This window comes from Streptococcus cristatus (genome assembly GCF_003943535.1).
GTDB lineage: Bacteria > Bacillota > Bacilli > Lactobacillales > Streptococcaceae > Streptococcus > Streptococcus cristatus_L.
In genome coordinates, this window is sequence record NZ_RJPU01000006.1 from 15,618 (window position 1) to 35,978 (window position 20,361).

The following is a 20,361-nucleotide window of genomic DNA, read 5'->3' on the forward strand; positions in this document are numbered from 1 at the left end:
TTGATGCTCAAACTACATTTTTGGCATTCTTTTAAATCTGATAAAATTGATGTTAAAAAATTTATGTCCAAAAGCAAAATGTTCATGGCTATCGCCTTGTTTCTTGCCCACATGTTGTGCTAAAATGTTGCTATAAGATCTTTTGGAGAGAGATTATGATCAAACAAAAAGAACAGATTTCTGATACGAGAAAAGAATTTAATTTTATTTCCAGCTCCATCATTTCCCAAGTATCTAGAGGGATTCTGGTAGGCATTTTTGCTGGACTAGTAGTGGGAGCATTTCGTTTTTTGATTGAGAAAAGTTTTCACTTGATTCAGGAGGCTTATGTGAGGGGCAGGAGTGAGTGGATTTGGCTGGTGGGCTTGCTTTTCTTGTATGCTTTCGTTGTCTTTATAAATGCTAGATTGGTAGCTACAGAAAAGGATATAAAGGGTTCAGGGATTCCACAAGTTGAGGCCGAGTTGAAAGGCTTGATGTCACTTTCTTGGTGGAGCATTCTCTGGAAAAAATTCTTAGTTGGTATTTTAGCAATTTCCAGTGGCTTGATGCTGGGACGTGAGGGACCGAGTATTCAGCTAGGAGCGATGAGTGGAAAAGGTATATCTAAGTGGCTGAATTTGAGTCCGGTAGAGGAACGAACCTTGATTGCCAGTGGTGCGGCTGCGGGCTTGGCTGCGGCTTTTAATGCGCCAATTGCAGGTTTGCTCTTTGTTGTTGAGGAAGTGTACCATCATTTCTCCCGCTTCTTTTGGGTTTCAACCTTGGCTGCAAGTTTGGTGGCGAATTTTATTTCGCTGTCTATATTTGGCCTGACTCCTGTTTTGGATATGCCGGATAATATTCCTTTCATGGAGCTGAATCAGTACTGGATTTATATTTTAATGGGCTTGTTTCTGGGCTTGGCTGGTTTTCTCTATGAAAAAGCAGTCCTTAATATTCATCTGGTCTATGAAGCCCTGGGAAAAATATTTAGGCTACCGAAAAACTATTATCCGATTTTTGCCTTTGTTTTAATCGTTCCGATTGGCTATTTTCTGCCTCATTTGCTGGGCGGTGGGAATCAGTTGATTTTGTCTTTGACGAGTGCTCATTACACAGTTGGAAGCTTGATTTTCTTTTTCATACTCCGTTTTGTATGGAGTATGATTAGTTATGGTAGCGGACTTCCTGGTGGTATTTTTCTGCCCATTCTGGCTTTAGGTTCTTTACTAGGTGCAGCAATTGGAGCCCTTTGTGTAGAGGCTGGCTTTATCACGCAGGAACAATTTCCAATCTTTATCATCTTGGGAATGAGTGGGTATTTTGGTGCTATTTCCAAAGCTCCGCTGACAGCTATGATTCTCGTTACAGAGATGGTGGGAGATATTCGAAATCTTATGCCACTGGGCTTGGTTACTCTAATGGCTTATATTGCTATGGATCTGCTGAAGGGAGCGCCTGTCTATGAAGCCATGCTTGAAAAAATGCTGCCAGATCGGATTGAAGATGACGGTGAGACGACCCTGATTGAAATTCCTGTTTCAGAAAAGATCGCAGGGCGGCAGGTGCATGAATTGGAGCTACCGCATGGCGTTTTAATCACGATGAATATCCATAAGGGTAAGACTCAGACGGTCAATGGAGCCAGTCGTCTCTACCTAGGAGATACGATTTATGTAGTCGTTAAGAAGTCAGAAATTGGCAAAATTAAGGATATCTTGCTTTGAAATGCTCATTTTTTACTCAGAAAGGAAAGTTTTATTATAATTATCTGACAATTTATTGAAATATGAGAAATAAATTGTTATAATTTATATGAATTCGCCCCTTTTAGGGAAAATAAAGGAGTCAAGATGAAAAAACTTGGAATTGTCTTATTGTCAACAGCTATTTTACTGACTGGCTGTGCTGCTAATCAAAAATCGAATACAAGTGCCAGCAGTTCGGAAGCTAAAACAAGTCTATCGTCCTCTGACCAGAAAGCTTTGGATAAGGCAACAACAGAGTATAAGGCTTTTGTGCAGAAAGAAATCGACCAATTACTGACGGATACGGAGAAGTTCAGAGATACGCTCAAAGAAGGCAAGCTTGATGAAGCCAAGAAAATGTATCCGCTAATTCGCATGAGCTACGAGCGTTCAGAGCCGATTGCCGAAAGCTTCGGAGAGTCCGATGTGAAAATTGACTTCCGCTTAGCTGACTATGTGGATGAAAACAAGACCGAAGAAGGCTGGTCAGGCTTCCACCGGATTGAAAAAATTCTGTGGGAAAGCAATACAACGGCTGGTACGGAGAAATATGCAGACCAGTTGGTCAATGACATCAAAGAATTAAAGGCTAAAATCGCGACTGTTGAGGTTACGCCAGACATTATGCTGACTGGTGCAGTCGATCTCCTTAACGAAGTGGCGACCAGCAAGATTACTGGTGAAGAAGAAATCTTTTCACATACGGATTTGTATGACTTCCGTGCCAATATCCAAGGGGCAGAAAAGATTTTCGAACTCTTTAAACCTTTGATTGAGAAGAAAGATGAAAAACTGGTAAAAAGTATAGAAACTGAGTTCAAGAATGTTAATAGTTTGTTAGACAAGCACATGACGGATTCTAAGAATTATAAACTTTATACCGAATTGAGCAAGGAAGATACTAAAGAGCTAGGAGAAGCTGTCACAAAACTGGGCGAGCCTCTCTCGCAAATGGGTATCATCCTAGATGGGAAGTAAGAAGATGACCAAGGACGAAAAATGGTTTAATAAAAAAATGGATCGTCGGGAATTTCTTAAAAAAGCAGGGATTGGAGGCGCAGGCTTAGCACTTGGTGTCTCCAGTGCATCTGCTTTTTTCGCTAATCAAGCGAAAGAAGACAAAAAATTAGCTGACGGTGATGAAGAAATCAGTTTTTACGGTGAGCATCAAGCTGGCATCACAACAGCCATGCAAAAGAATATCTATTTTGTCATCCTGGACTTGCATACGACGGATAAAGAGACCATTATCCAGATGTTCAAGGACTGGACCGCTTACAGTGAAAAGTTGGTCAATGGAGATTTAGTCAAAAAAGATGGTTCTAATGCCCTCTTGCCACCTACGGATACTGGAGAAACGGTCGGACTCAACCCTTACCGACTGACCTTAACCTTTGGCGTCTCCGCTTCTTTTCTGAAAAAAATGGGCTTGGAGGATAAAAAGCCTAAGGAATTCCGCGACTTGCCTCCTTTCCCTAAGGAACAACTAAAAGAGAAATATACTGGTGGGGATATTGTCATTCAAGCTTGTGCGGATGATGAGCAGGTGGCTTTTCATGCTGTTCGCAATCTGGTTCGTAAAGCGCGAAATGCTGTCACCATGAAATGGAGTCAGGCTGGCTTTGCTGCCATTGGCGATCGTATGTCTACTCCCCGCAATCTATTTGGTTTTAAAGACGGCACGGCCAATGTCACCAAGGAGAAAGATTTTGACAAGGTGGTTTGGTGTGACAGCAAGGACTGGATGAAGGGGGGCTCTTATATGGCTGTCCGCCGGATCCAGATGTTTCTTGAGACTTGGGATCGGACCAATTTGCAAGAGCAAGAAAATACCTTTGGCCGTTATAAGGAGAGCGGAGCGCCCTTTGGCAAGAAGAATGAATTTGACGAGGTAGACTTGGCTTTGCTTCCAGTTGATGCACATGTGCGACTAGCCAAGGAAGTCGACAAGCCTCTCTATCGTCGTTCCTATTCTTATTCGGATGGGATTGATGAAACAACGGGTCAATTTGATACAGGCCTCCTTTTTATCTCTTTCCAAAAGGATCCCGACAGTTTTATCAAAGTGCAGACCAATCTTGGAGCACAGGATAAGATGAATGAATATGTCACCCATGTGGGCAGTGGCTTGTTTGCTTGCTTCGGCGGTGTCAAAGAAGGAGAATATCTTGGTCAGAAATTATTTGAATAAGATCCTGTTTTTACTGTTGGCGCTCGTACTCCTAGCTCAGCCTGTATCAGCTGAGGATTCTTATAGCAGTCTCTTCATCAAGATTACGGATGCTAGCACCGCCGTTCAAAAAGGCGACCAAGCTAGTGCCAAAGAATTGCTGGAGGAAATTCAGACTGAATTTGCAGCTTTAAGCAACCATGACTCAGCTGTAGGGAAAGAAGTCAACAAGGCCTTGACTATCTCAGGCGATGTGACAGAGGACAAGCTGACCAAGGTTTCAGCTGCTCTTTTGGCTTTTGAAAAGGAGCAGAATCCTGTTGATCTTGAGGCGGAAAAAAACAAGCTGGTCAATAAATTAGAATCAAAATTTCAAGCTCTTCAGGCAGCGATTAAGAGCAAAGATCTTGAAAAGATTCGTGAAGCCTATAAAAAAATGAATTCGACCTGGACCGCCAATGAAGGAGTGGTACGGGATCATAGCACGGCTCATTATGGCAAGGTGGAAACGGCCATTTCATTTTTACGGAGTACCATCGAGACAGAGCCAACGGATTTTGAAGCTATTCAAACTTCCTATGATGATCTGACGGCAGCGATTGATAGCTTTGTCAAGGGAGAGGAAGCGTCTGCTAGCAGTGAAAATCTTACACTGGCAGATGGTATTGGTCTTTTGAAAAAAGCTCTGCTTGCTTTCCAAAAAGGAGACGAGAAGCAGGGCAAGGCTGTGATGAAGAAATTTATCACGATTTGGCCAAGCGTTGAAGGAGATGTCAGCACTAAAAATCCCTCCCTCTATACCAAAGTAGAAAGCCAGTCGCCTGTCATCATGGTGAAGGGCAAGGATAAGGAGTATCAAGACCAGCTCGCGTCCTTAATCAGTGAGCTAGAACAGATTGACACCAGCGGGTCTTATACTTTCTTTGATGCTATGCTGATTTTGCTGCGTGAGGGCGTCGAGGCTCTCTTGATCGTGATGGCACTTGTCACGACGCTCAAGGCCTCCAAGATGAAAAAAGGTCTCAAATGGGTCTATACTGGTGCTGGCTTGGGCGTACTAGCCAGTGCGGTCATTGCCATTTTGCTACAGTCTCTTTTTCCAGCTGTCGCCTCTGGCTCCAATCGTGAAATTATTGAGGGGGCAGTGGGGATTTTTGCGGTTGTCATGATGATTTTGGTCGGCATTTGGCTCCACAGCAAGTCCTCTGTCAAGAAGTGGAATGACTTCATGGAAAGTCAGATGCAGGCAGTGACAGCCAGTGGTAGTTTTATTTCTATGTTTGCCCTGAGCTTTCTCGCTGTTTTCCGTGAAGGAGCAGAGACCATCTTGTTCTATGCAGGCATTTTACCGCGCATTACTTTGCTAGACTTCTTTTTGGGACTGGGACTTGCTATTTTGGTTTTAGTCTTGCTCGCAATTCTAATGACCAAGGCCAGCAGTTTCATTCGGCCTCATCGGATTTTCTTTGGTCTAACTTGGCTGATCTACGCCTTGGCCTTTAAAATGTTAGGTGTCAGCATTCATGCCTTGCAATTAACAGCTATTTTCCCTAGTCACTTGATTTCTCATCTTCCAACCATTGATTGGCTGGGAATTTATCCGAGCCTAGAAGTAGTACTAAGTCAAGCAATTTTTCTTGTCGTTGTTCTTTATGTGACCTTTAGAAATCGACAAAAGGAGCGAGCAGATGCCTAGTAAGGAACAGACGATTGTTGAGCATTTGACGGAATTTAGATGGCGCTTCCTTGCTGTCTTAATCTGGTTTGGTTTGATTTTTCTGCTCAGTCTACTTTTTGCAGCGGATATTTACAAATGGTTGACCGCTTCCTTTGAGCAGAAGCTGATTGTATTGGGACCAGACGACATCCTTTGGATTTATATTAGCTTGGCTAGTCTTGTGGCTTTCTCACTGACCCTGCCTTTTATGGTCTATCAGATTTGGGAATTTATCCGACCTGCTCTGAGAAATAGTGAAGCAAAGGCGATTTTTGCTTACATACCAGCTACATTTTTCAGCTTTGTCTTGGGCTTGGCCTTTGGTTTTTACTTCGTCAGCCCTGCTATTTTGCAAGTTTTGCTCTCTTTAGGAGATGGTTTATTTGCCGTCCAGATGACAGCGCAGAACTACCTGTCCTTTCTGTTTCACACGACCATTCCGATTGCTTGCTTGTTTGAATTGCCTGTCATTGTGGCCTTTCTGACATCAATCGGTTTGCTCAAACCGCAATTTTTGATAAAATATAGACGCTATGCCTATTTCGTTTTATTAGTATTAGCAGTAATCTTGACGCCGGCTGATTTCATCAGTGATTTGTCAATGACAGTGCCACTGATTTTGCTGTATGAAGTCAGTATCCTACTGAGTAAAATGATTGAGAAAAGGAGAACATCGTAATGGGAATTTTAAAAGACATCGGGCTACCAGGGCTTATCGTTATCGTCCTAGGTGCCTTACTGATTTTTGGACCAAAACGTCTACCAGAGTTAGGGCAGTCGATTGGAAAAATGTTTTCAGAGTTTAAAAAGGCAGTCGATGGAGGAGCAGAAGACTCCGACTCAGAAAAAGATAAGAAAGATTAAAACACGGGCGACCGTGTTTTTCTTAATTCCCGAACTTTATCAATAATATATTTGAAATATTTTACAAAACCTGTACCTTGTGATATACTTTTTCTGGAAACGTCTGGATAGATGTAGCGATGCTGAACAGCATAGGTAGGTCATTTTTAAGTATTGATAAGGAGTTTTCCATGCTCAATGATTTTCAGGTTTTTGACTATGAAGATATTCAACTAATTCCAGCGAAATGTATTGTGAAAAGTCGCTCAGAGGCTGACACCAGTGTGAAATTTGGTAAACATACGTTTCGGATGCCAGTCGTTCCGTCCAATATGCAGACGATTATTGACGAATCTGTCGCTGAGGAGCTTGCTCGAGGAGGCTATTTCTACATTATGCACCGTTTCGATGAGGAAGGGCGCAAACCATTCGTCAAACGGATGCATGAGCAAGGCCTGATTGCATCGATCTCCGTCGGTGTGAAAGACTATGAGTATGACTTCGTTAGCAGCCTCAAAGATGATGCACCTGAATACATTACCATTGATATTGCACACGGGCACTCAGACAGCGTGATTCAAATGATTCGACACATCAAGAAAGAACTACCAGAGACCTTTGTCATTGCTGGAAATGTCGGAACTCCAGAAGCTGTGCGGGAACTGGAAAATGCTGGCGCAGATGCGACTAAAGTTGGCATCGGCCCAGGCAAGGTCTGCATTACCAAAGTCAAGACAGGTTTTGGTACAGGCGGCTGGCAATTGTCTGCTCTTCGTTGGTGTTCAAAGGTTGCCCGCAAGCCTATTATCGCGGACGGAGGGATTCGGACGCACGGTGATATTGCCAAATCAATCCGCTTTGGAGCCAGCATGGTCATGATTGGTTCGCTCTTTGCAGGCCACATTGAAAGCCCAGGTGAAACCATCGAGGTAGACGGCGATAAGTTTAAAGAATACTATGGTTCTGCATCCGAGTATCAAAAAGGTGCTTATAAAAATGTCGAAGGTAAGAAGATTTTGCTACCGGCTAAGGGCCACTTGCAAGATACATTAACTGAAATGGAGCAGGATTTGCAGAGCTCGATTTCCTATGCGGGGGGGCGTGATTTGCATAGCCTGACTCGCGTGGACTATGTCATCGTCAAAAACTCCATCTGGAATGGCGATGCTCATTAATGAAATAGAATAACTTATTTATCTTGCTAATGATTGGGGCAAGGTCTCTACAAGATGCCAAACATCTAACAATAAGTGAGTCTAATGACTTTCTGGTACTTTTAGTGTCAGGCTATTTGTCATTAAAAGAAAGGACTTGCTTATCGTGGTAGGTCCTTTCATCATTGAACCAAGATATGTTAAGACAAGATATGTTAAGAGGAGATACATGAAAAAATTAGAAGAGAGAATTCTGCAAGACGGCAACGTTTTGGGAGAAAATATTCTCAAAGTTGACTCTTTCCTGACCCATCAGGTCGATTTTTCGCTTATGAAAGAAATCGGGCAAGTATTTGCTGAGCATTTCAGGAATGCAGGCATTACAAAAGTTGTGACGATTGAGGCTTCAGGGATTGTACCGGCTGTCTATACGGCGGAAGCCTTGGGTGTTCCAATGATTTTTGCTAAAAAGTCTAAGAACATCACCATGACTGAAGGAATTTTAACGGCAGAAGTATATTCCTTTACCAAGCAGGTCACTTCGACTGTCTCCATCGCTAGTAAGTTTTTGGAGTCAAGTGACAAGGTTCTGGTCGTTGATGATTTCTTGGCAAATGGTCAGGCAGCTAAGGGCTTGATTAAAATCATTGAAGAAGCTGGCGCTGAGGTGACAGCCGTTGGAATCGTGATTGAGAAATCCTTCCAAGATGGTCGAAGCTTGCTAGAGGCTCAAGGACAAACAGTTCTTTCCTTGGCCCGAATTGACCGATTTGAAAATGGAAAAGTTGTATTTAGAGAGGCAGATCTATAAGATGAACTATAATGAAGAAAAACATTCACAGGCAGCCATTTTAGGTTTGCAGCATTTGTTGGCTATGTATTCAGGCTCCATTCTGGTTCCAATTATGATTGCTGGGGCCTTGGGCTATTCGGCTGAGCAATTGACCTATCTGATTTCTACCGATATTTTTATGTGTGGTGTTGCAACTCTTTTGCAGCTTCAATTAAATAAATATTTTGGTATCGGTCTGCCAGTCGTGCTGGGCGTGGCCTTCCAGTCCGTTGCCCCTCTGATTATCATTGGGCAGAGCCATGGTAGTGGCGCTATGTTTGGTGCCTTGATTGCATCAGGGATTTATGTTGTTCTGATCGCTGGGATTTTCTCAAAAATCGCTAATCTGTTTCCATCAGTTGTGACTGGTTCGGTCATTACGACCATTGGGTTGACCTTGATTCCAGTTGCCATTGGCAATATGGGAAATAATGTAGATAAGCCGACCGCCCAAAGTCTGATTCTAGCAGCTGTGACGGTACTGATTATTCTTTTGATTAACATTTTTACCAAAGGTTTTATCAAATCCATCTCTATTTTGATTGGTTTGATTGTCGGTACGGGCATTGCAGGTGCTATGGGCTTGGTAGATTTAACGCCCGTTGCACAGGCTCCGCTGGTCCATGTGCCAACCCCTTTCTATTTCGGAGCACCAAAGTTTGAATTTTCTTCTATCGTGATGATGTGTATCATCGCAACGGTTTCTCTAGTGGAGTCAACGGGTGTGTACTTAGCGCTTTCTGACATTACGAAAGATAAAATTGATAGCACCCGTCTGCGAAATGGCTATCGAGCAGAAGGACTTGCGGTCCTGCTGGGTGGTGTCTTCAATACTTTCCCTTACACAGGATTTTCTCAGAATGTTGGCTTGGTCAAATTATCCGGTATCAAAACGCGGTTGCCGATTTACTATGCGGCTGGTTTCCTGATTCTCCTCGGCCTTTTGCCAAAATTCGGAGCCTTGGCACAAATTATCCCAAGTCCAGTTCTTGGTGGTGCCATGCTAGTTATGTTTGGTTTTGTGTCCGTTCAGGGGATGCAAATCTTAGCGCGTGTTGACTTTGAGCACAGTGAGCATAATTTCCTCATTGCAGCGATTTCTATTTCAGCAGGTGTCGGACTCAATGGTAGCAGTCTTTTCAACAGCTTACCGACCAGCCTTCAGATGTTCTTCTCAAATGGAATTGTCATGGCTAGTCTGATTGCCATTGTCCTAAACGCTATTTTAAATCGCAAAAATAAATAAGAAAGAGAGTGGGACAGAAATCGGTAATTCGTTAAAATTCGATTTCGTCGTCCCACCTCCGCACAGTTGAGTAGGGCTGTAAAAGCTGATGAAATCAGCGTAGTAGAGCCCACTCAACCACTGCGTCTTGCGCGACAATCCAAAGACAATTGAGAGGCTAGGACTTTTGTCCCAGCCTCTTTTGACTATTCAGTTGGCTTGTAGTATAGTTAAAGAAGATTAAAAAAAGGACTTCAACATGTATCAGACTTATCATTTGAAACAACGCCTAAGCTTGTTTGTCTCAATTTTTCTTCCCATCTTGATTTATCAGCTGGCAAATTTCTCGGCTTCCTTTGTTGACACGACCATGACGGGCCAATACGATACCTTGCATCTGGCAGGTGTCTCTATGGCGACCAGTCTGTGGGGTTCATTTTTTTCCTTTCTGACGGGGATTGTGTCTGCCTTGGTTCCGATCATCGGTCATCATTTGGGAAAGGGGAAAGATGAAAAAATTGCTTCAGATTTTTATCAGTTCCTCTATCTTTCTTTGGCTCTATCGCTGTTGTTATTTGCGTTGGTATTTGTGGGTGCCCCTTTGGTTTTGCAGCGTTTGGGCTTAGACCCCCTGGTAAAAGATGTGGCCCAGCATTATCTTTGGTACTTGTCCATCGGTATCATTCCCTTCTTGCTCTTTAGCGTTATTCGCTCTCTCTTGGATGCTTTGGGGCTGACTCGGCTTTCTATGTATTTGATGCTCTTGCTCCTACCTTTGAATGCTAGCTTTAATTATGTGTTGATTTATGGAGCTTTTGGCTTTCCAGAAATGGGCGGAGCTGGTGCGGGACTGGGCACTTCGTTGGCTTATTGGGTTTTATTAGTCATATCACTATTACTTGCCATCAAACATCCTAAAGTCCGTCAGTACCAACTCTGGAAAATTCGTCCCTTGAGCAAAGCTGGTTTGGCTGAAGGTTTTCGCTTAGGCTTGCCAATAGGAGGGACAGTCTTTGCCGAAGTTGTCATCTTTTCAATCGTCGGACTGGTGATGTCAAAATTTTCATCTTTGATTATCGCTAGCCATCAGTCCGCTATGAACTTTTCTACTCTCATGTATGCTTTCCCTATGAGTATCTCTACAGCTATGGCCATTATCGTCTCTTATGAGTTGGGAGCTGAAAGACTTGACGATGTGAAAAAGTATTGCACTTTGGGTAGAATTGTAGCATCTGGTTTCGCGGTCTTTACCTTGATTTTTCTCTATATTTTCCGAGATAAGGTTGCCAGCCTTTATGGCTCAGATCCAGATTTCATACGTCTGACCTCAATCTTTCTGACCTTTAGCCTCTTTTTCCAATTGGCTGATACGATTGCCGCTCCTTTGCAGGGAATTTTGCGAGGATACAAGGATACGAAAGCTCCATTTTACTTGGGTCTGCTGGCTTACTGGGGCGTTTCCTTGCCTCTGGGCTTGTTTTTAGATCAGGCTACGGACTTGGGACCTTATGGGTACTGGATTGGACTGATTGCGAGTTTGGTCGTGAGTGCAATCCTCTACCAACTGCGATTGAATTATATCCAAAAGAAGCGACGCTGAGCGTTTTCATCATAAAATTAAAAGACTGAGTTATTATCTCAGTCTTTTTGATTTTATTTTGTTCGCATTTCACCTTGAGGGAAGTAAGTTCCTTCTGGCATGTCGTTGATGATGACATGGACAGCAGACTGAGGTGCGCCAGTATTTCTGACAACGGCTTCGGTGACTTCCTTAGCCAAAGCTTTCTTTTGTTCTAAGCTGCGGCCTTCAAATAAATCAATTCTGACAAATGGCATATGATTTCTCCTTTTCTTTTGCTAATCTTATTTTATCACAAATTAGGTTTTAAAGAATAGTGAATTGTGGTAAAATAATAGGAAGTACGGTCGGTCTTTCCAGCAAAGTTTATGGACAGTGCTGAAAGTCCTAGAAAGACAATACTTAGAGAGAATGTAGATATAAAATGGCTCAGTTATATTATAAATATGGCACAATGAATTCGGGCAAGACCATTGAAATTTTAAAAGTGGCCCACAACTACGAAGAGCAGGGGAAAAGTGTAGTAATCATGACCTCGGCTGTCGATACACGTGATGGCCTTGGCGTTGTTTCCAGCCGTATCGGCATGAAGCGAGCTGCGATGGCAATCGAGGACCAGACAGATATTTTTGGCTATATTCAAAGTCTGCCTGAAAAGCCTTACTGCGTTTTGATTGATGAGGCTCAGTTTTTGAAACGCCATCATGTTTATGATTTGGCTAGAGTAGTGGATGAGCTGGATGTTCCAGTCATGGCTTTTGGTCTGAAAAATGACTTTCGCAATGAACTCTTTGAAGGCTCCAAGCATCTCTTGCTCCTGGCTGATAAGATTGACGAAATCAAAACCATTTGCCAATATTGTTCAAAAAAAGCAACCATGGTTTTGCGGACGGATAATGGGAAACCTGTCTATGATGGCGAACAGATCAAAATCGGCGGACATGAGACCTATATTTCTGTTTGCCGCAAGCATTATTTCAATCCACCCATTAAGTAGAATGAATTAGAAAATCAAGGAGATAGATTACAAAGATGAATATTTATGACCAGTTACAGGCAGTGGAAGACCGCTATGAAGAGCTTGGAGAATTACTCAGTGACCCAGATGTGGTCTCAGACACCAAGCGTTTCATGGAGCTTTCAAAAGAAGAAGCTTCCACTCGTGATACGGTAACAGCCTACCGCGAATACAAGCAAGTTCTTCAAAACATTATCGATGCTGAAGAGATGATTAAAGAGTCTGGCGGAGATGCGGACTTGGAAGAAATGGCCAAGCAAGAACTCAAGGATGCCAAGGTTGAAAAAGAAGCATACGAAGAGAAACTGAAAATCTTGCTCCTTCCAAAGGATCCAAACGACGATAAGAATATCATCCTTGAAATTCGTGGAGCAGCTGGTGGTGATGAAGCAGCCCTTTTCGCTGGAGATTTGCTGACGATGTATCAGAAGTATGCGGAAGCCCAAGGCTGGCGCTTTGAAGTCATGGAAGCTTCTATGAATGGCGTCGGTGGTTTCAAAGAAGTAGTGGCTATGGTTTCTGGTCAGTCTGTTTACTCTAAACTCAAGTATGAATCAGGTGCCCACCGTGTACAACGGGTCCCTGTGACAGAAAGCCAAGGTCGTGTTCATACTTCAACAGCCACAGTTCTGGTCATGCCAGAAATCGAAGAAGTAGAATACGATATTGATCCAAAAGACCTTCGTGTTGATATCTACCACGCATCTGGTGCTGGTGGACAGAACGTCAACAAGGTTGCTACTGCTGTTCGTATCGTTCACTTGCCAACCAATATCAAGGTTGAAATGCAGGAAGAACGGACCCAGCAGAAAAACCGTGAGAAGGCCATGAAGATCATCCGTGCGCGTGTTGCTGACCATTTTGCTCAGATTGCTCAGGATGAACAAGACGCTGAACGTAAGTCAACGATTGGTACTGGTGACCGTTCAGAACGGATTCGTACTTATAACTTCCCACAAAACCGTGTCACAGACCACCGTATTGGCTTGACTCTCCAAAAATTAGATACCATCTTGTCTGGTAAATTGGACGAAGTTGTAGATGCCTTGGTACTCTATGACCAAACGCAAAAACTAGAAGAGCTGAATAAATAATGACCTTAGCTCAATATTTGGCTGAGTTAGAGCAGGAGCTAGTAGCAGCGGGAGAAGAAGCGGAAAGCCTGTCTTTCGTTTATCGGGCACTCAATGACCTCTCTTTTACCGACTTTGTTCTCAAGCTTCAGAGAGCAGTTAGCCAGGAAGAACGTGAGCAGCTAAAAGCAATTCAAGAGCAACTGCTTGCTCATAAGCCGGCCCAGTATATTATCGGTAGCAGTGATTTTCACGGCTTGACTCTTAAGGTGGATGAGCGGGTGTTGATTCCAAGGCCTGAGACTGAGGAGCTAGTGGAGTTGATTTTGTCAGAAAATCTTGAAAGCTCTCTGTCTGTCTTGGATATCGGAACGGGTAGTGGGGCCATCGCTCTGGCACTGGCAAGCAGTCGCCCAGACTGGCAGATTACTGCTTCTGATCTCTCAGAAGATGCTCTTGCCTTGGCGGCGGAAAACGCTCAGTCCTGCGGCTTCAATCCTACTTTTGTCCAATCCGATTGCTTTGAAGCAATCAGTGGGAGCTTTGACATCATCGTTTCCAATCCGCCCTATATTTCAGAAGCGGATAAGAATGAAGTTGGACTTAACGTTCTGACCTCAGAACCTCACATGGCCCTTTTTGCTGAGGAGGATGGCTATGCCGTCTATCGGAAAATAGCAGAGCAGGCAGGAGACTATCTGACAGAAAAAGGAAAAATTTATCTGGAAATTGGCTACAAGCAAGGAGACGGCGTTGCGGAGTTATTCAAAAAATCTTTCCCGCAAAAACGAATCCGAGTCTTGAAGGATCAATTTGGCAAAGATAGAATGGTGGCAGTGGACAATGGATAAGATTGAAAAGACTCTGGCAGCAGGTGGAGCGGTTGTCCTGCCGACGGAAACGGTGTATGGCCTCTTTGCCCAAGCCTTGAACGAAGAGGCGGTTGAGCGAGTTTATGAATTAAAAAGAAGACCGCGTGACAAGGCTCTCAATCTCAATGTGGCTAGCTTGGAAGAAGTTTACCGTTTTTCTAAGAACCAGCCCAGTTATCTGAAGCAACTCTATCAAGCCTTCCTACCTGGGCCACTGACTATTATCCTCCAGGCTAATGACCGTGTGCCATCTTGGATTAACTCTGGTATGGAAACTGTGGGCTTTCGGATTCCTAAGCATCCAGTTACGCTGGACTTGATTCGCAAGTACGGACCCTTGATTGGTCCATCCGCCAATCTTTCTGGAAAAGCCAGTGGAACTGATTTCCAGCAGATTATGATGGATTTTCAAGAGCAAGTCTCGGGAGTAGAAGATGATGCTTCCTTGACTGGTCAGGATTCAACCATTCTAGACTTGTCTGGAGAAAAGGCTCTTATTTTACGCCAAGGGGCAATCACTCGCGAGGATATTCTCGCCCAAGTAAATGATATAACATTTTAACTATTAGGAGCCTAGCGCCCTATTTTCTCAAAAAAAGGAGACACCTTATGATTTTTGACCAAGAAGACTACAAAGCATTTGACAAAGAACTCTGGGATGCCATTGCCAATGAGGAAGAGCGTCAGCAACATAATATCGAGCTGATTGCTTCAGAAAACGTCGTTTCTAAAGCTGTTATGGCGGCTCAAGGTTCTATTTTGACCAATAAATACGCTGAGGGCTACCCAGGTCGCCGCTATTATGGTGGAACAGACGTAGTGGATGTAGTGGAGAGCTTGGCAATTGAGCGCGCTAAGGAAATTTTTGGTGCCAAGTTTGCCAATGTGCAACCTCACTCAGGAAGTCAGGCCAATTGCGCAGCTTATATGGCTTTGATTGAGCCGGGCGACACTGTTATGGGCATGGATTTGTCTGCTGGCGGTCACTTGACTCACGGGGCTTCAGTCAGCTTCTCTGGCCAAACCTACAATTTTGTATCCTATAGTGTTGATCCAGAAACAGAATTACTGGACTTTGATGCCATCCTCAAGCAAGCCAAAGAGGTTCAGCCTAAGCTGATTGTGGCGGGTGCTTCAGCCTACTCTCATATCATTGACTTTTCAAAATTTCGTGAAATCGCTGATGCAGTGGGTGCCAAGCTTATGGTAGATATGGCTCACATCGCTGGCTTGGTCGCTGCTGGCCTCCATCCGAGCCCAGTGCCTTATGCGGACATCACAACTACGACGACCCACAAGACCTTGCGCGGCCCTCGCGGTGGTTTGATCTTGACAAATGATGAAGACTTAGCTAAGAAAATTAATTCAGCTATTTTCCCAGGCATTCAAGGCGGACCATTGGAGCATGTCATTGCAGCTAAGGCTGTGGCTTTTAAAGAAGTGCTTGATCCAGCTTTCAAGGTTTATGCCCAGCAGATTTTGGACAATGCCCAAGCTATGGCGCAAGTCTTCCGTCAGCATGATAAGTTCCGCGTGATTTCTGACGGTACTGAAAATCACCTGTTCTTGGTTGATGTCACTAAGGTTGTAGAAAATGGGAAAGTAGCACAAAATCTCTTGGATGAGGTCAATATCACGCTTAATAAAAACTCCATCCCTTATGAGACTTTGTCACCATTTAAGACTAGCGGTATTCGTATCGGTACAGCAGCTATTGCAGCTCGGGGTTTTGGTGTCGCAGAAAGTATCAAGGTGGCTGAGCTTATTATCAAGGCTCTGGAAAACGCTGAAAACGAAGCGGTGCTGAACCAAGTGCGGGCGGAAGTTCGTGAACTGACGGATGCTTTTCCGCTCTATGAAGGTTTGAACTAAGATGGACATTTACGTAAAAAAGGCCATCATTCATCAATTCAGTCCAGCTGATACCGAACTGCTGCTGTCGGATAAGTTTCTCAACATTACTCCAAAGATTGAGGAATACTTGCGTAAGAAAATCGAACAGGTCTATTCAGACGAGGCTAAAACAGGCATTTTCGAACCTGATAATGTCTTTTTAGCCCAGCTTTCAGACGACTTACTGGAAACATCCGTGACAGTGGCCAAACTTTGGCAGGAAGAGTTTTCGGTCAGTGAAAACCAGAAAACCAACGATCTGATTTTCGTTCAGTTTGACAAGGAAGGCGTGGAGCATTTTGCTTTTCTGCGGATTGCGCTGCGGGAAACCCTGACCCACTTGGGTGGTGAGACGGACAATCCAATCAAGCTGACGCAGAACAATCTGCCTGGCTTTGGTACAGGTGCGGACGAGGCTCTGGTCATCAATCTCCAGTCTCGCAAGTACCATCTGATTGAAAAGCGCATCAAGTACAATGGTGCCTTTCTCAACTATTTTTCGGATAATCTCTTGCAGGTCAGTCCCAAGATTTCACCAAAAAAATCTATCAAAGCTCTGGAAAAAACAGCTCAAAAGATTGCTGAAAGCTTTAACACAGACGACTTTCAGTTCCAGTCTAAGGTCAAATCCAGCATTTTCAAAAATCTGGAAGAAAATGATGAATTGTCTCCTGAAAAGTTGGCAGACGAGCTGTTTGACAGCAATCTGACAGCTCGACTTACCTTTATTGACCAAGTTAAGGAAACTGTGCCAGAGCCAATCAAGTTTGATGAGATTGACAGCAGTCGCCAGAAAAAGAAGTTCGAAAATCAAAAATTATCCCTCTCTAATGGAATAGAGCTAATCGTTCCCAATAATGTTTATCAGGATGCTGAATCCGTGGAATTTATCCAGAACGACAACGGGACCTATTCTATTCTCATCAAAAATATCGAGGATATACAAAGTAAATAATGTTTAAATTTATCAGAAGATTGATTTTGCTCATCATTCTGGCTGCCATCGCGATAAAAGGCTATCAAGTCCATCGTGATGTTAAGCAGGTTATGACCTATCAAAGCTTGGTTAGAGAAGTGCTGGACGAGCAGGACACAGCGGCTAATGAAGAGCTAGTCCTAGCCATGATCTACACAGAAACCAAGGGAAGAAACAACGACCTCATGCAGTCTAGTGAGAGTGCAACAGGCGAAATCAATTCGATTACAGACAATAAAGAAAGTGTTCGGCAAGGTATTCAGACTTTATCGGACAATCTAGAGCTGGCCAGCGAGAAAAAGGTGGATGTCTGGACGGCAGTTCAGGCCTACAATTTCGGCCAGGCTTATATCGACTATGTTGCGCAAAATGGCGGCGAGAATACGCTCGAGCTTGCAAAAAAATACTCAAAAGAAGTGGTTGCACCGAGTCTTGGCAATGTGACTGGAAAAACCTATTCATACTATAATATACTTTCTATTTTTTACGGCCCCAAGCTTTATATTAATGGTGGAAATTACTACTATTCGCGTCAGGTACGACTAAATATGTACCTTATCCGCTTTATGGGGTGGCTGTAAACAGATGAGTTGAGCATAGATCGCCTTTCTATAGGAATAAGAGGCTGGGATGGATAATCTCAGTTTCTTATTTTTGAATAAAGAAAAATAAGGATTAGGTCTCTCTTTTGTAGCGGTCAGAATAAGAAAATGTTTTTCAAATTGAAGCTCGGACTAGAAAAGAAGCTAAAAAGTTTTGATTTTTTCTTCTGTAGGACGTGCTTTTTGATATAATAGAAAGTATGAATAAAAGGGAAAAAATTTCAAATTATCAACTATTACTGGCTCAGCTGGAAGCCTTGTTGGAGGGTGAGACCAACGCTTTGGCCAATCTTTCTAATGCTAGCGCCCTGCTCAATCAAGCCCTGCCCAATTCGGTTTTTACTGGTTTCTATCTTTTTGATGGGAACGAGCTGATTCTGGGGCCTTTTCAAGGCGGTGTTTCCTGTGTCCATATTGCCTTAGGTAAGGGAGTCTGTGGGGAATCTGCTGAGAAAGAGCAGACGATTATCGTAGATGATGTGACCCAGCATGCCAACTATATCTCTTGTGATAGCCGTGCTAAGAGCGAGATTGTGGTGCCCATGGTAAAAGATGGCCACCTTTTGGGAGTGCTAGATTTGGACTCAGCCTTGACGGGTGATTATGATAAGGTAGATCAGGAATATCTAGAAAAGTTTGTTCAGATTTTGCTTGAAAAAACGACTTGGAATTTTGAAATGTTTGGAGAAAAAGCCTAATGTATCAAGCTTTATATCGAAAGTACCGCAGTCAGACCTTTGGTCAGCTAGTGGGGCAGCAGGTAGTAGCCACCACCCTGCGTCAGGCTGTGGAGCAAGGCAAAATCAGCCATGCCTATCTCTTTTCTGGTCCGCGTGGAACAGGGAAGACTAGTGTTGCCAAGATTTTTGCCAAGGCTATGAACTGTCCGAATCAAAAGGACGGTGAGCCCTGCAATGACTGCTATATCTGTCAGGCTATCACTGAGGGAAGCCTTGAAGACGTCATCGAAATCGACGCTGCTTCAAATAATGGGGTAGATGAGATTCGTGACATTCGGGACAAGTCAACCTATGCACCCAGTCTTGCCAAGCACAAGGTCTATATCATTGACGAGGTCCACATGCTCTCGACTGGGGCCTTTAACGCCTTGCTCAAGACCTTGGAAGAGCCAACCGAAAATGTGGTCTTTATCCTAGCGACGACAGAGCTGCATAAGATTCCAGCGACCATTCTTTCACGCGTCCAGCGTTTTGAGTTTAAGTCTATCAAGACTCAGGATATTATTGGTCATATCGAGTGGATTTTGGAACAGGAAGGGATTGACTTTGAGCAGGAAGGTGTGCAGATTATTGCCCGTCGAGCTGAGGGCGGGATGCGGGATGCCCTATCTATCCTCGATCAGGCTCTTAGCTTAACTCAGGAAAATTGTTTGACTACTGACATTGCCGAAGAAATTACAGGCTCTATCAGCTTGGGAGCTTTGGATGCCTATGTAGCTGCCTTGATTGCTCATGATGCAGTTGCAGCCTTGGATAATCTCAATCTGATTTTTGACAGTGGCAAAAATATGGCCCGCTTCGTGACGGACCTCCTGCAATATCTTCGTGATTTGCTCATTGTCAAAACTGGCGGGGAAAATCATCATGCCAGCGAGCTCTTTCTGGAAAATCTCAAGACACCGCAAGAGACTCTCTTTGCCATGATTGAGATGGCGACCAAGAGTCTAGCAGACATCAAGAATAGCCTACAGCCTAAGATTTATACAGAAATGATGACCATTCGACTGGCTGAGGAAAAAGCCAGCTTGAATCAGATTCCTGACAACTTGGCAGAAGAACTATCTAATCTCAAGCAGGAGATCCAAGAGCTTAAGCAACAATTGGCCAATGTAGGCAGTCAGCCAGCTCCAGTAGATAAGAAATCAGAGGCACGACCTCAGAAGGCTAAGACCTATCGAGTAGACCGCAATAAGGTCAATGCTATTTTGGAAGAGGCGGTGGAAAATCCTGAATTGGCTCGCAGCAATTTGACCAAGCTGCAAAATGCTTGGGGTGAAATTATCGAGAGTTTGGCAGGAGCGGACAAGGCTTTGCTCATTGGTTCGCAGCCAGTTGCAGCCAATGAAAACCATGCTATTTTGGCTTTTGAGTCTCATTTCAACGCTGAGCAGACCATGAAAAGAGAAAATCTCAATACCATGTTTGGAAATCTGCTGAGCAATGCTGCTGGCTTTTCACCAGATATTCTGGCTATTTCTCTCGAGGACTGGACTCAGATTCGGGCAGAATTTTCAGCTAGAAGTCGCAGCAATAAAGCAGAAGCAGCTGAAAAGCAGGAAGAAAGATTGATACCAGAAGGCTTTGATTTTCTAGCGGAAAAAATCACCGTGCAAGATGATTGAATTTAGATTTTTATGATTTTTCATGCTATAATGGAAGAATGAATAGACGACAATTTATAGTAATGGCGGCTTTTACAGCCTTAGAAACGTACTTTTTTAATAAATCAATCATGTCTGAAGACTATCTGATGGCTATTTTCTGGGCTATCTTGATTGGTCGCAATCTGCAGATTAGCTATGTGATGGGGCGAATTATGGATGAGATTGATAAGCATTTAGGACACAAATAATGGCTAAATCAGAGAATGGCTAGAGCAAGAATCTGGCACTCTCGTGGTTTTGACAAGGAATAAAGGGAGGCTGATAGACGAGTGT

At 43.6% G+C, this 20,361-nt stretch carries 20 protein-coding genes, 1 pseudogene and 1 riboswitch; of the genes and pseudogenes, 20 read left to right on the forward strand and 1 reads right to left on the reverse strand.

Features of this window, described 5'->3' with window-relative positions:
• Positions 1–155: 155 nt before the first annotated feature.
• From D8790_RS08010 to D8790_RS08060, 10 genes are all read left to right on the forward strand, one after another.
• Positions 156–1,709, forward strand: coding sequence for a H(+)/Cl(-) exchange transporter ClcA (locus tag D8790_RS08010; protein WP_125388230.1), 1,554 nt, complete (start codon positions 156–158; stop codon positions 1,707–1,709).
• A gap of 126 nt (positions 1,710–1,835) precedes the next feature.
• The gene (gene efeO, locus D8790_RS08015; RefSeq protein WP_125388231.1) at positions 1,836–2,708 is read left to right on the forward strand and encodes an iron uptake system protein EfeO; all 873 of its coding nucleotides are present in this window, start codon (positions 1,836–1,838) and stop codon (positions 2,706–2,708) included.
• Between the two features lie 4 nt (positions 2,709–2,712).
• A complete protein-coding gene (efeB, locus tag D8790_RS08020) occupies positions 2,713–3,921 on the forward strand; it encodes an iron uptake transporter deferrochelatase/peroxidase subunit (RefSeq protein ID WP_125388232.1) in 1,209 nt (402 codons plus the stop codon).
• Positions 3,899–5,596 (forward strand): FTR1 family iron permease, encoded by a 1,698-nt coding sequence (locus D8790_RS08025; protein WP_125388233.1) that lies wholly within the window; start codon positions 3,899–3,901, stop codon positions 5,594–5,596. Before efeB ends, D8790_RS08025 begins: the two co-directional genes overlap by 23 nt.
• A complete protein-coding gene (tatC, locus tag D8790_RS08030) occupies positions 5,589–6,296 on the forward strand; it encodes a twin-arginine translocase subunit TatC (protein ID WP_125388234.1) in 708 nt (235 codons plus the stop codon). Before D8790_RS08025 ends, tatC begins: the two co-directional genes overlap by 8 nt.
• The gene (locus tag D8790_RS08035) at positions 6,296–6,481 is read left to right on the forward strand and encodes a twin-arginine translocase TatA/TatE family subunit (RefSeq protein WP_125388235.1); all 186 of its coding nucleotides are present in this window, start codon (positions 6,296–6,298) and stop codon (positions 6,479–6,481) included. Before tatC ends, D8790_RS08035 begins: the two co-directional genes overlap by 1 nt.
• 170 nt (positions 6,482–6,651) lie before the next feature.
• Positions 6,652–7,635, forward strand: a complete 984-nt coding sequence (gene guaC, locus D8790_RS08040; RefSeq protein WP_125388236.1) for a GMP reductase — start codon at positions 6,652–6,654, stop codon at positions 7,633–7,635.
• A riboswitch (purine riboswitch) is annotated at positions 7,630–7,727 on the forward strand. It overlaps the preceding gene by 6 nt.
• Before the next feature lie 116 nt (positions 7,728–7,843).
• Positions 7,844–8,425, forward strand: coding sequence for a xanthine phosphoribosyltransferase (locus D8790_RS08045; RefSeq protein WP_125388237.1), 582 nt, complete (start codon positions 7,844–7,846; stop codon positions 8,423–8,425).
• 1 nt (position 8,426) lies between these two features.
• The gene (locus D8790_RS08050) at positions 8,427–9,692 is read left to right on the forward strand and encodes a nucleobase:cation symporter-2 family protein (RefSeq protein WP_005592204.1); all 1,266 of its coding nucleotides are present in this window, start codon (positions 8,427–8,429) and stop codon (positions 9,690–9,692) included.
• Positions 9,693–9,930: 238 nt separating this feature from the next.
• Complete coding sequence (locus tag D8790_RS08060) at positions 9,931–11,271, forward strand: MATE family efflux transporter (protein ID WP_125388238.1); 1,341 nt, start codon at positions 9,931–9,933, stop codon at positions 11,269–11,271.
• A gap of 53 nt (positions 11,272–11,324) precedes the next feature.
• Here the strand turns inward: D8790_RS08060 and D8790_RS08065 are convergent.
• A pseudogene (locus D8790_RS08065) lies at positions 11,325–11,513 on the reverse strand (4-oxalocrotonate tautomerase); the annotation flags it as partial.
• Positions 11,514–11,674: 161 nt separating this feature from the next.
• On the opposite strand from D8790_RS08065, the gene D8790_RS08070 reads away from it, so the two are divergent.
• The 10 genes from D8790_RS08070 (at position 11,675) to D8790_RS08115 (ending at position 20,276) form a co-directional block, all read left to right on the forward strand.
• Complete coding sequence (locus D8790_RS08070) at positions 11,675–12,247, forward strand: thymidine kinase (protein ID WP_062005196.1); 573 nt, start codon at positions 11,675–11,677, stop codon at positions 12,245–12,247.
• 35 nt (positions 12,248–12,282) lie between these two features.
• Entirely contained in the window at positions 12,283–13,362 is a 1,080-nt protein-coding gene (gene prfA, locus D8790_RS08075) for a peptide chain release factor 1 (RefSeq protein WP_125388239.1), read from the forward strand.
• Positions 13,362–14,192, forward strand: a complete 831-nt coding sequence (gene prmC, locus D8790_RS08080; protein WP_125388240.1) for a peptide chain release factor N(5)-glutamine methyltransferase — start codon at positions 13,362–13,364, stop codon at positions 14,190–14,192. The genes prfA and prmC overlap by 1 nt, the downstream gene beginning before the upstream one ends.
• Positions 14,185–14,775 carry an L-threonylcarbamoyladenylate synthase gene (locus tag D8790_RS08085; RefSeq protein ID WP_125388241.1) on the forward strand — a complete coding sequence of 197 codons (591 nt, stop codon included), beginning with the start codon at positions 14,185–14,187 and terminating at the stop codon, positions 14,773–14,775. Before prmC ends, D8790_RS08085 begins: the two co-directional genes overlap by 8 nt.
• A 47-nt stretch (positions 14,776–14,822) precedes the next feature.
• A complete protein-coding gene (gene glyA / locus D8790_RS08090) occupies positions 14,823–16,085 on the forward strand; it encodes a serine hydroxymethyltransferase (protein WP_125371731.1) in 1,263 nt (420 codons plus the stop codon).
• Position 16,086: 1 nt separating this feature from the next.
• Complete coding sequence (locus tag D8790_RS08095; RefSeq protein ID WP_125371730.1) at positions 16,087–17,061, forward strand: nucleoid-associated protein; 975 nt, start codon at positions 16,087–16,089, stop codon at positions 17,059–17,061.
• The gene (locus D8790_RS08100; protein WP_125371729.1) at positions 17,061–17,663 is read left to right on the forward strand and encodes a lysozyme family protein; all 603 of its coding nucleotides are present in this window, start codon (positions 17,061–17,063) and stop codon (positions 17,661–17,663) included. Before D8790_RS08095 ends, D8790_RS08100 begins: the two co-directional genes overlap by 1 nt.
• Before the next feature lie 221 nt (positions 17,664–17,884).
• Positions 17,885–18,382 carry a free L-methionine (R)-S-oxide reductase MsrC gene (msrC, locus tag D8790_RS08105; protein WP_125371728.1) on the forward strand — a complete coding sequence of 166 codons (498 nt, stop codon included), beginning with the start codon at positions 17,885–17,887 and terminating at the stop codon, positions 18,380–18,382.
• Positions 18,382–20,046, forward strand: coding sequence for a DNA polymerase III subunit gamma/tau (gene dnaX / locus D8790_RS08110; RefSeq protein ID WP_125388242.1), 1,665 nt, complete (start codon positions 18,382–18,384; stop codon positions 20,044–20,046). The genes msrC and dnaX overlap by 1 nt, the downstream gene beginning before the upstream one ends.
• Positions 20,047–20,084: 38 nt before the next feature.
• Positions 20,085–20,276 carry a DUF3272 family protein gene (locus D8790_RS08115; RefSeq protein ID WP_062005208.1) on the forward strand — a complete coding sequence of 64 codons (192 nt, stop codon included), beginning with the start codon at positions 20,085–20,087 and terminating at the stop codon, positions 20,274–20,276.
• Positions 20,277–20,361: the final 85 nt, after the last annotated feature.

Bases quoted from the DNA above. Each gene is read 5' to 3' on its own strand.
- glyA (WP_125371731.1), top strand. From the start codon at position 14,823: ATGATTTTTGACCAAGAAGACTACAAAGCATTTGACAAAGAACTCTGG.
- msrC (WP_125371728.1), top strand. From the start codon at position 17,885: ATGAATAAAAGGGAAAAAATTTCAAATTATCAACTATTACTGGCTCAG.
- guaC (WP_125388236.1), top strand. From the start codon at position 6,652: ATGCTCAATGATTTTCAGGTTTTTGACTATGAAGATATTCAACTAATT.
- D8790_RS08070 (WP_062005196.1), top strand. From the start codon at position 11,675: ATGGCTCAGTTATATTATAAATATGGCACAATGAATTCGGGCAAGACC.
- efeB (WP_125388232.1), top strand. From the start codon at position 2,713: ATGACCAAGGACGAAAAATGGTTTAATAAAAAAATGGATCGTCGGGAA.
- prmC (WP_125388240.1), top strand. From the start codon at position 13,362: ATGACCTTAGCTCAATATTTGGCTGAGTTAGAGCAGGAGCTAGTAGCA.
- D8790_RS08035 (WP_125388235.1), top strand. From the start codon at position 6,296: ATGGGAATTTTAAAAGACATCGGGCTACCAGGGCTTATCGTTATCGTC.
- efeO (WP_125388231.1), top strand. From the start codon at position 1,836: ATGAAAAAACTTGGAATTGTCTTATTGTCAACAGCTATTTTACTGACT.
- dnaX (WP_125388242.1), top strand. From the start codon at position 18,382: ATGTATCAAGCTTTATATCGAAAGTACCGCAGTCAGACCTTTGGTCAG.
- D8790_RS08010 (WP_125388230.1), top strand. From the start codon at position 156: ATGATCAAACAAAAAGAACAGATTTCTGATACGAGAAAAGAATTTAAT.
- D8790_RS08115 (WP_062005208.1), top strand. From the start codon at position 20,085: ATGAATAGACGACAATTTATAGTAATGGCGGCTTTTACAGCCTTAGAA.
- D8790_RS08060 (WP_125388238.1), top strand. From the start codon at position 9,931: ATGTATCAGACTTATCATTTGAAACAACGCCTAAGCTTGTTTGTCTCA.
- tatC (WP_125388234.1), top strand. From the start codon at position 5,589: ATGCCTAGTAAGGAACAGACGATTGTTGAGCATTTGACGGAATTTAGA.
- D8790_RS08100 (WP_125371729.1), top strand. From the start codon at position 17,061: ATGTTTAAATTTATCAGAAGATTGATTTTGCTCATCATTCTGGCTGCC.
- D8790_RS08085 (WP_125388241.1), top strand. From the start codon at position 14,185: ATGGATAAGATTGAAAAGACTCTGGCAGCAGGTGGAGCGGTTGTCCTG.
- D8790_RS08095 (WP_125371730.1), top strand. From the start codon at position 16,087: ATGGACATTTACGTAAAAAAGGCCATCATTCATCAATTCAGTCCAGCT.
- D8790_RS08045 (WP_125388237.1), top strand. From the start codon at position 7,844: ATGAAAAAATTAGAAGAGAGAATTCTGCAAGACGGCAACGTTTTGGGA.
- D8790_RS08050 (WP_005592204.1), top strand. From the start codon at position 8,427: ATGAACTATAATGAAGAAAAACATTCACAGGCAGCCATTTTAGGTTTG.
- prfA (WP_125388239.1), top strand. From the start codon at position 12,283: ATGAATATTTATGACCAGTTACAGGCAGTGGAAGACCGCTATGAAGAG.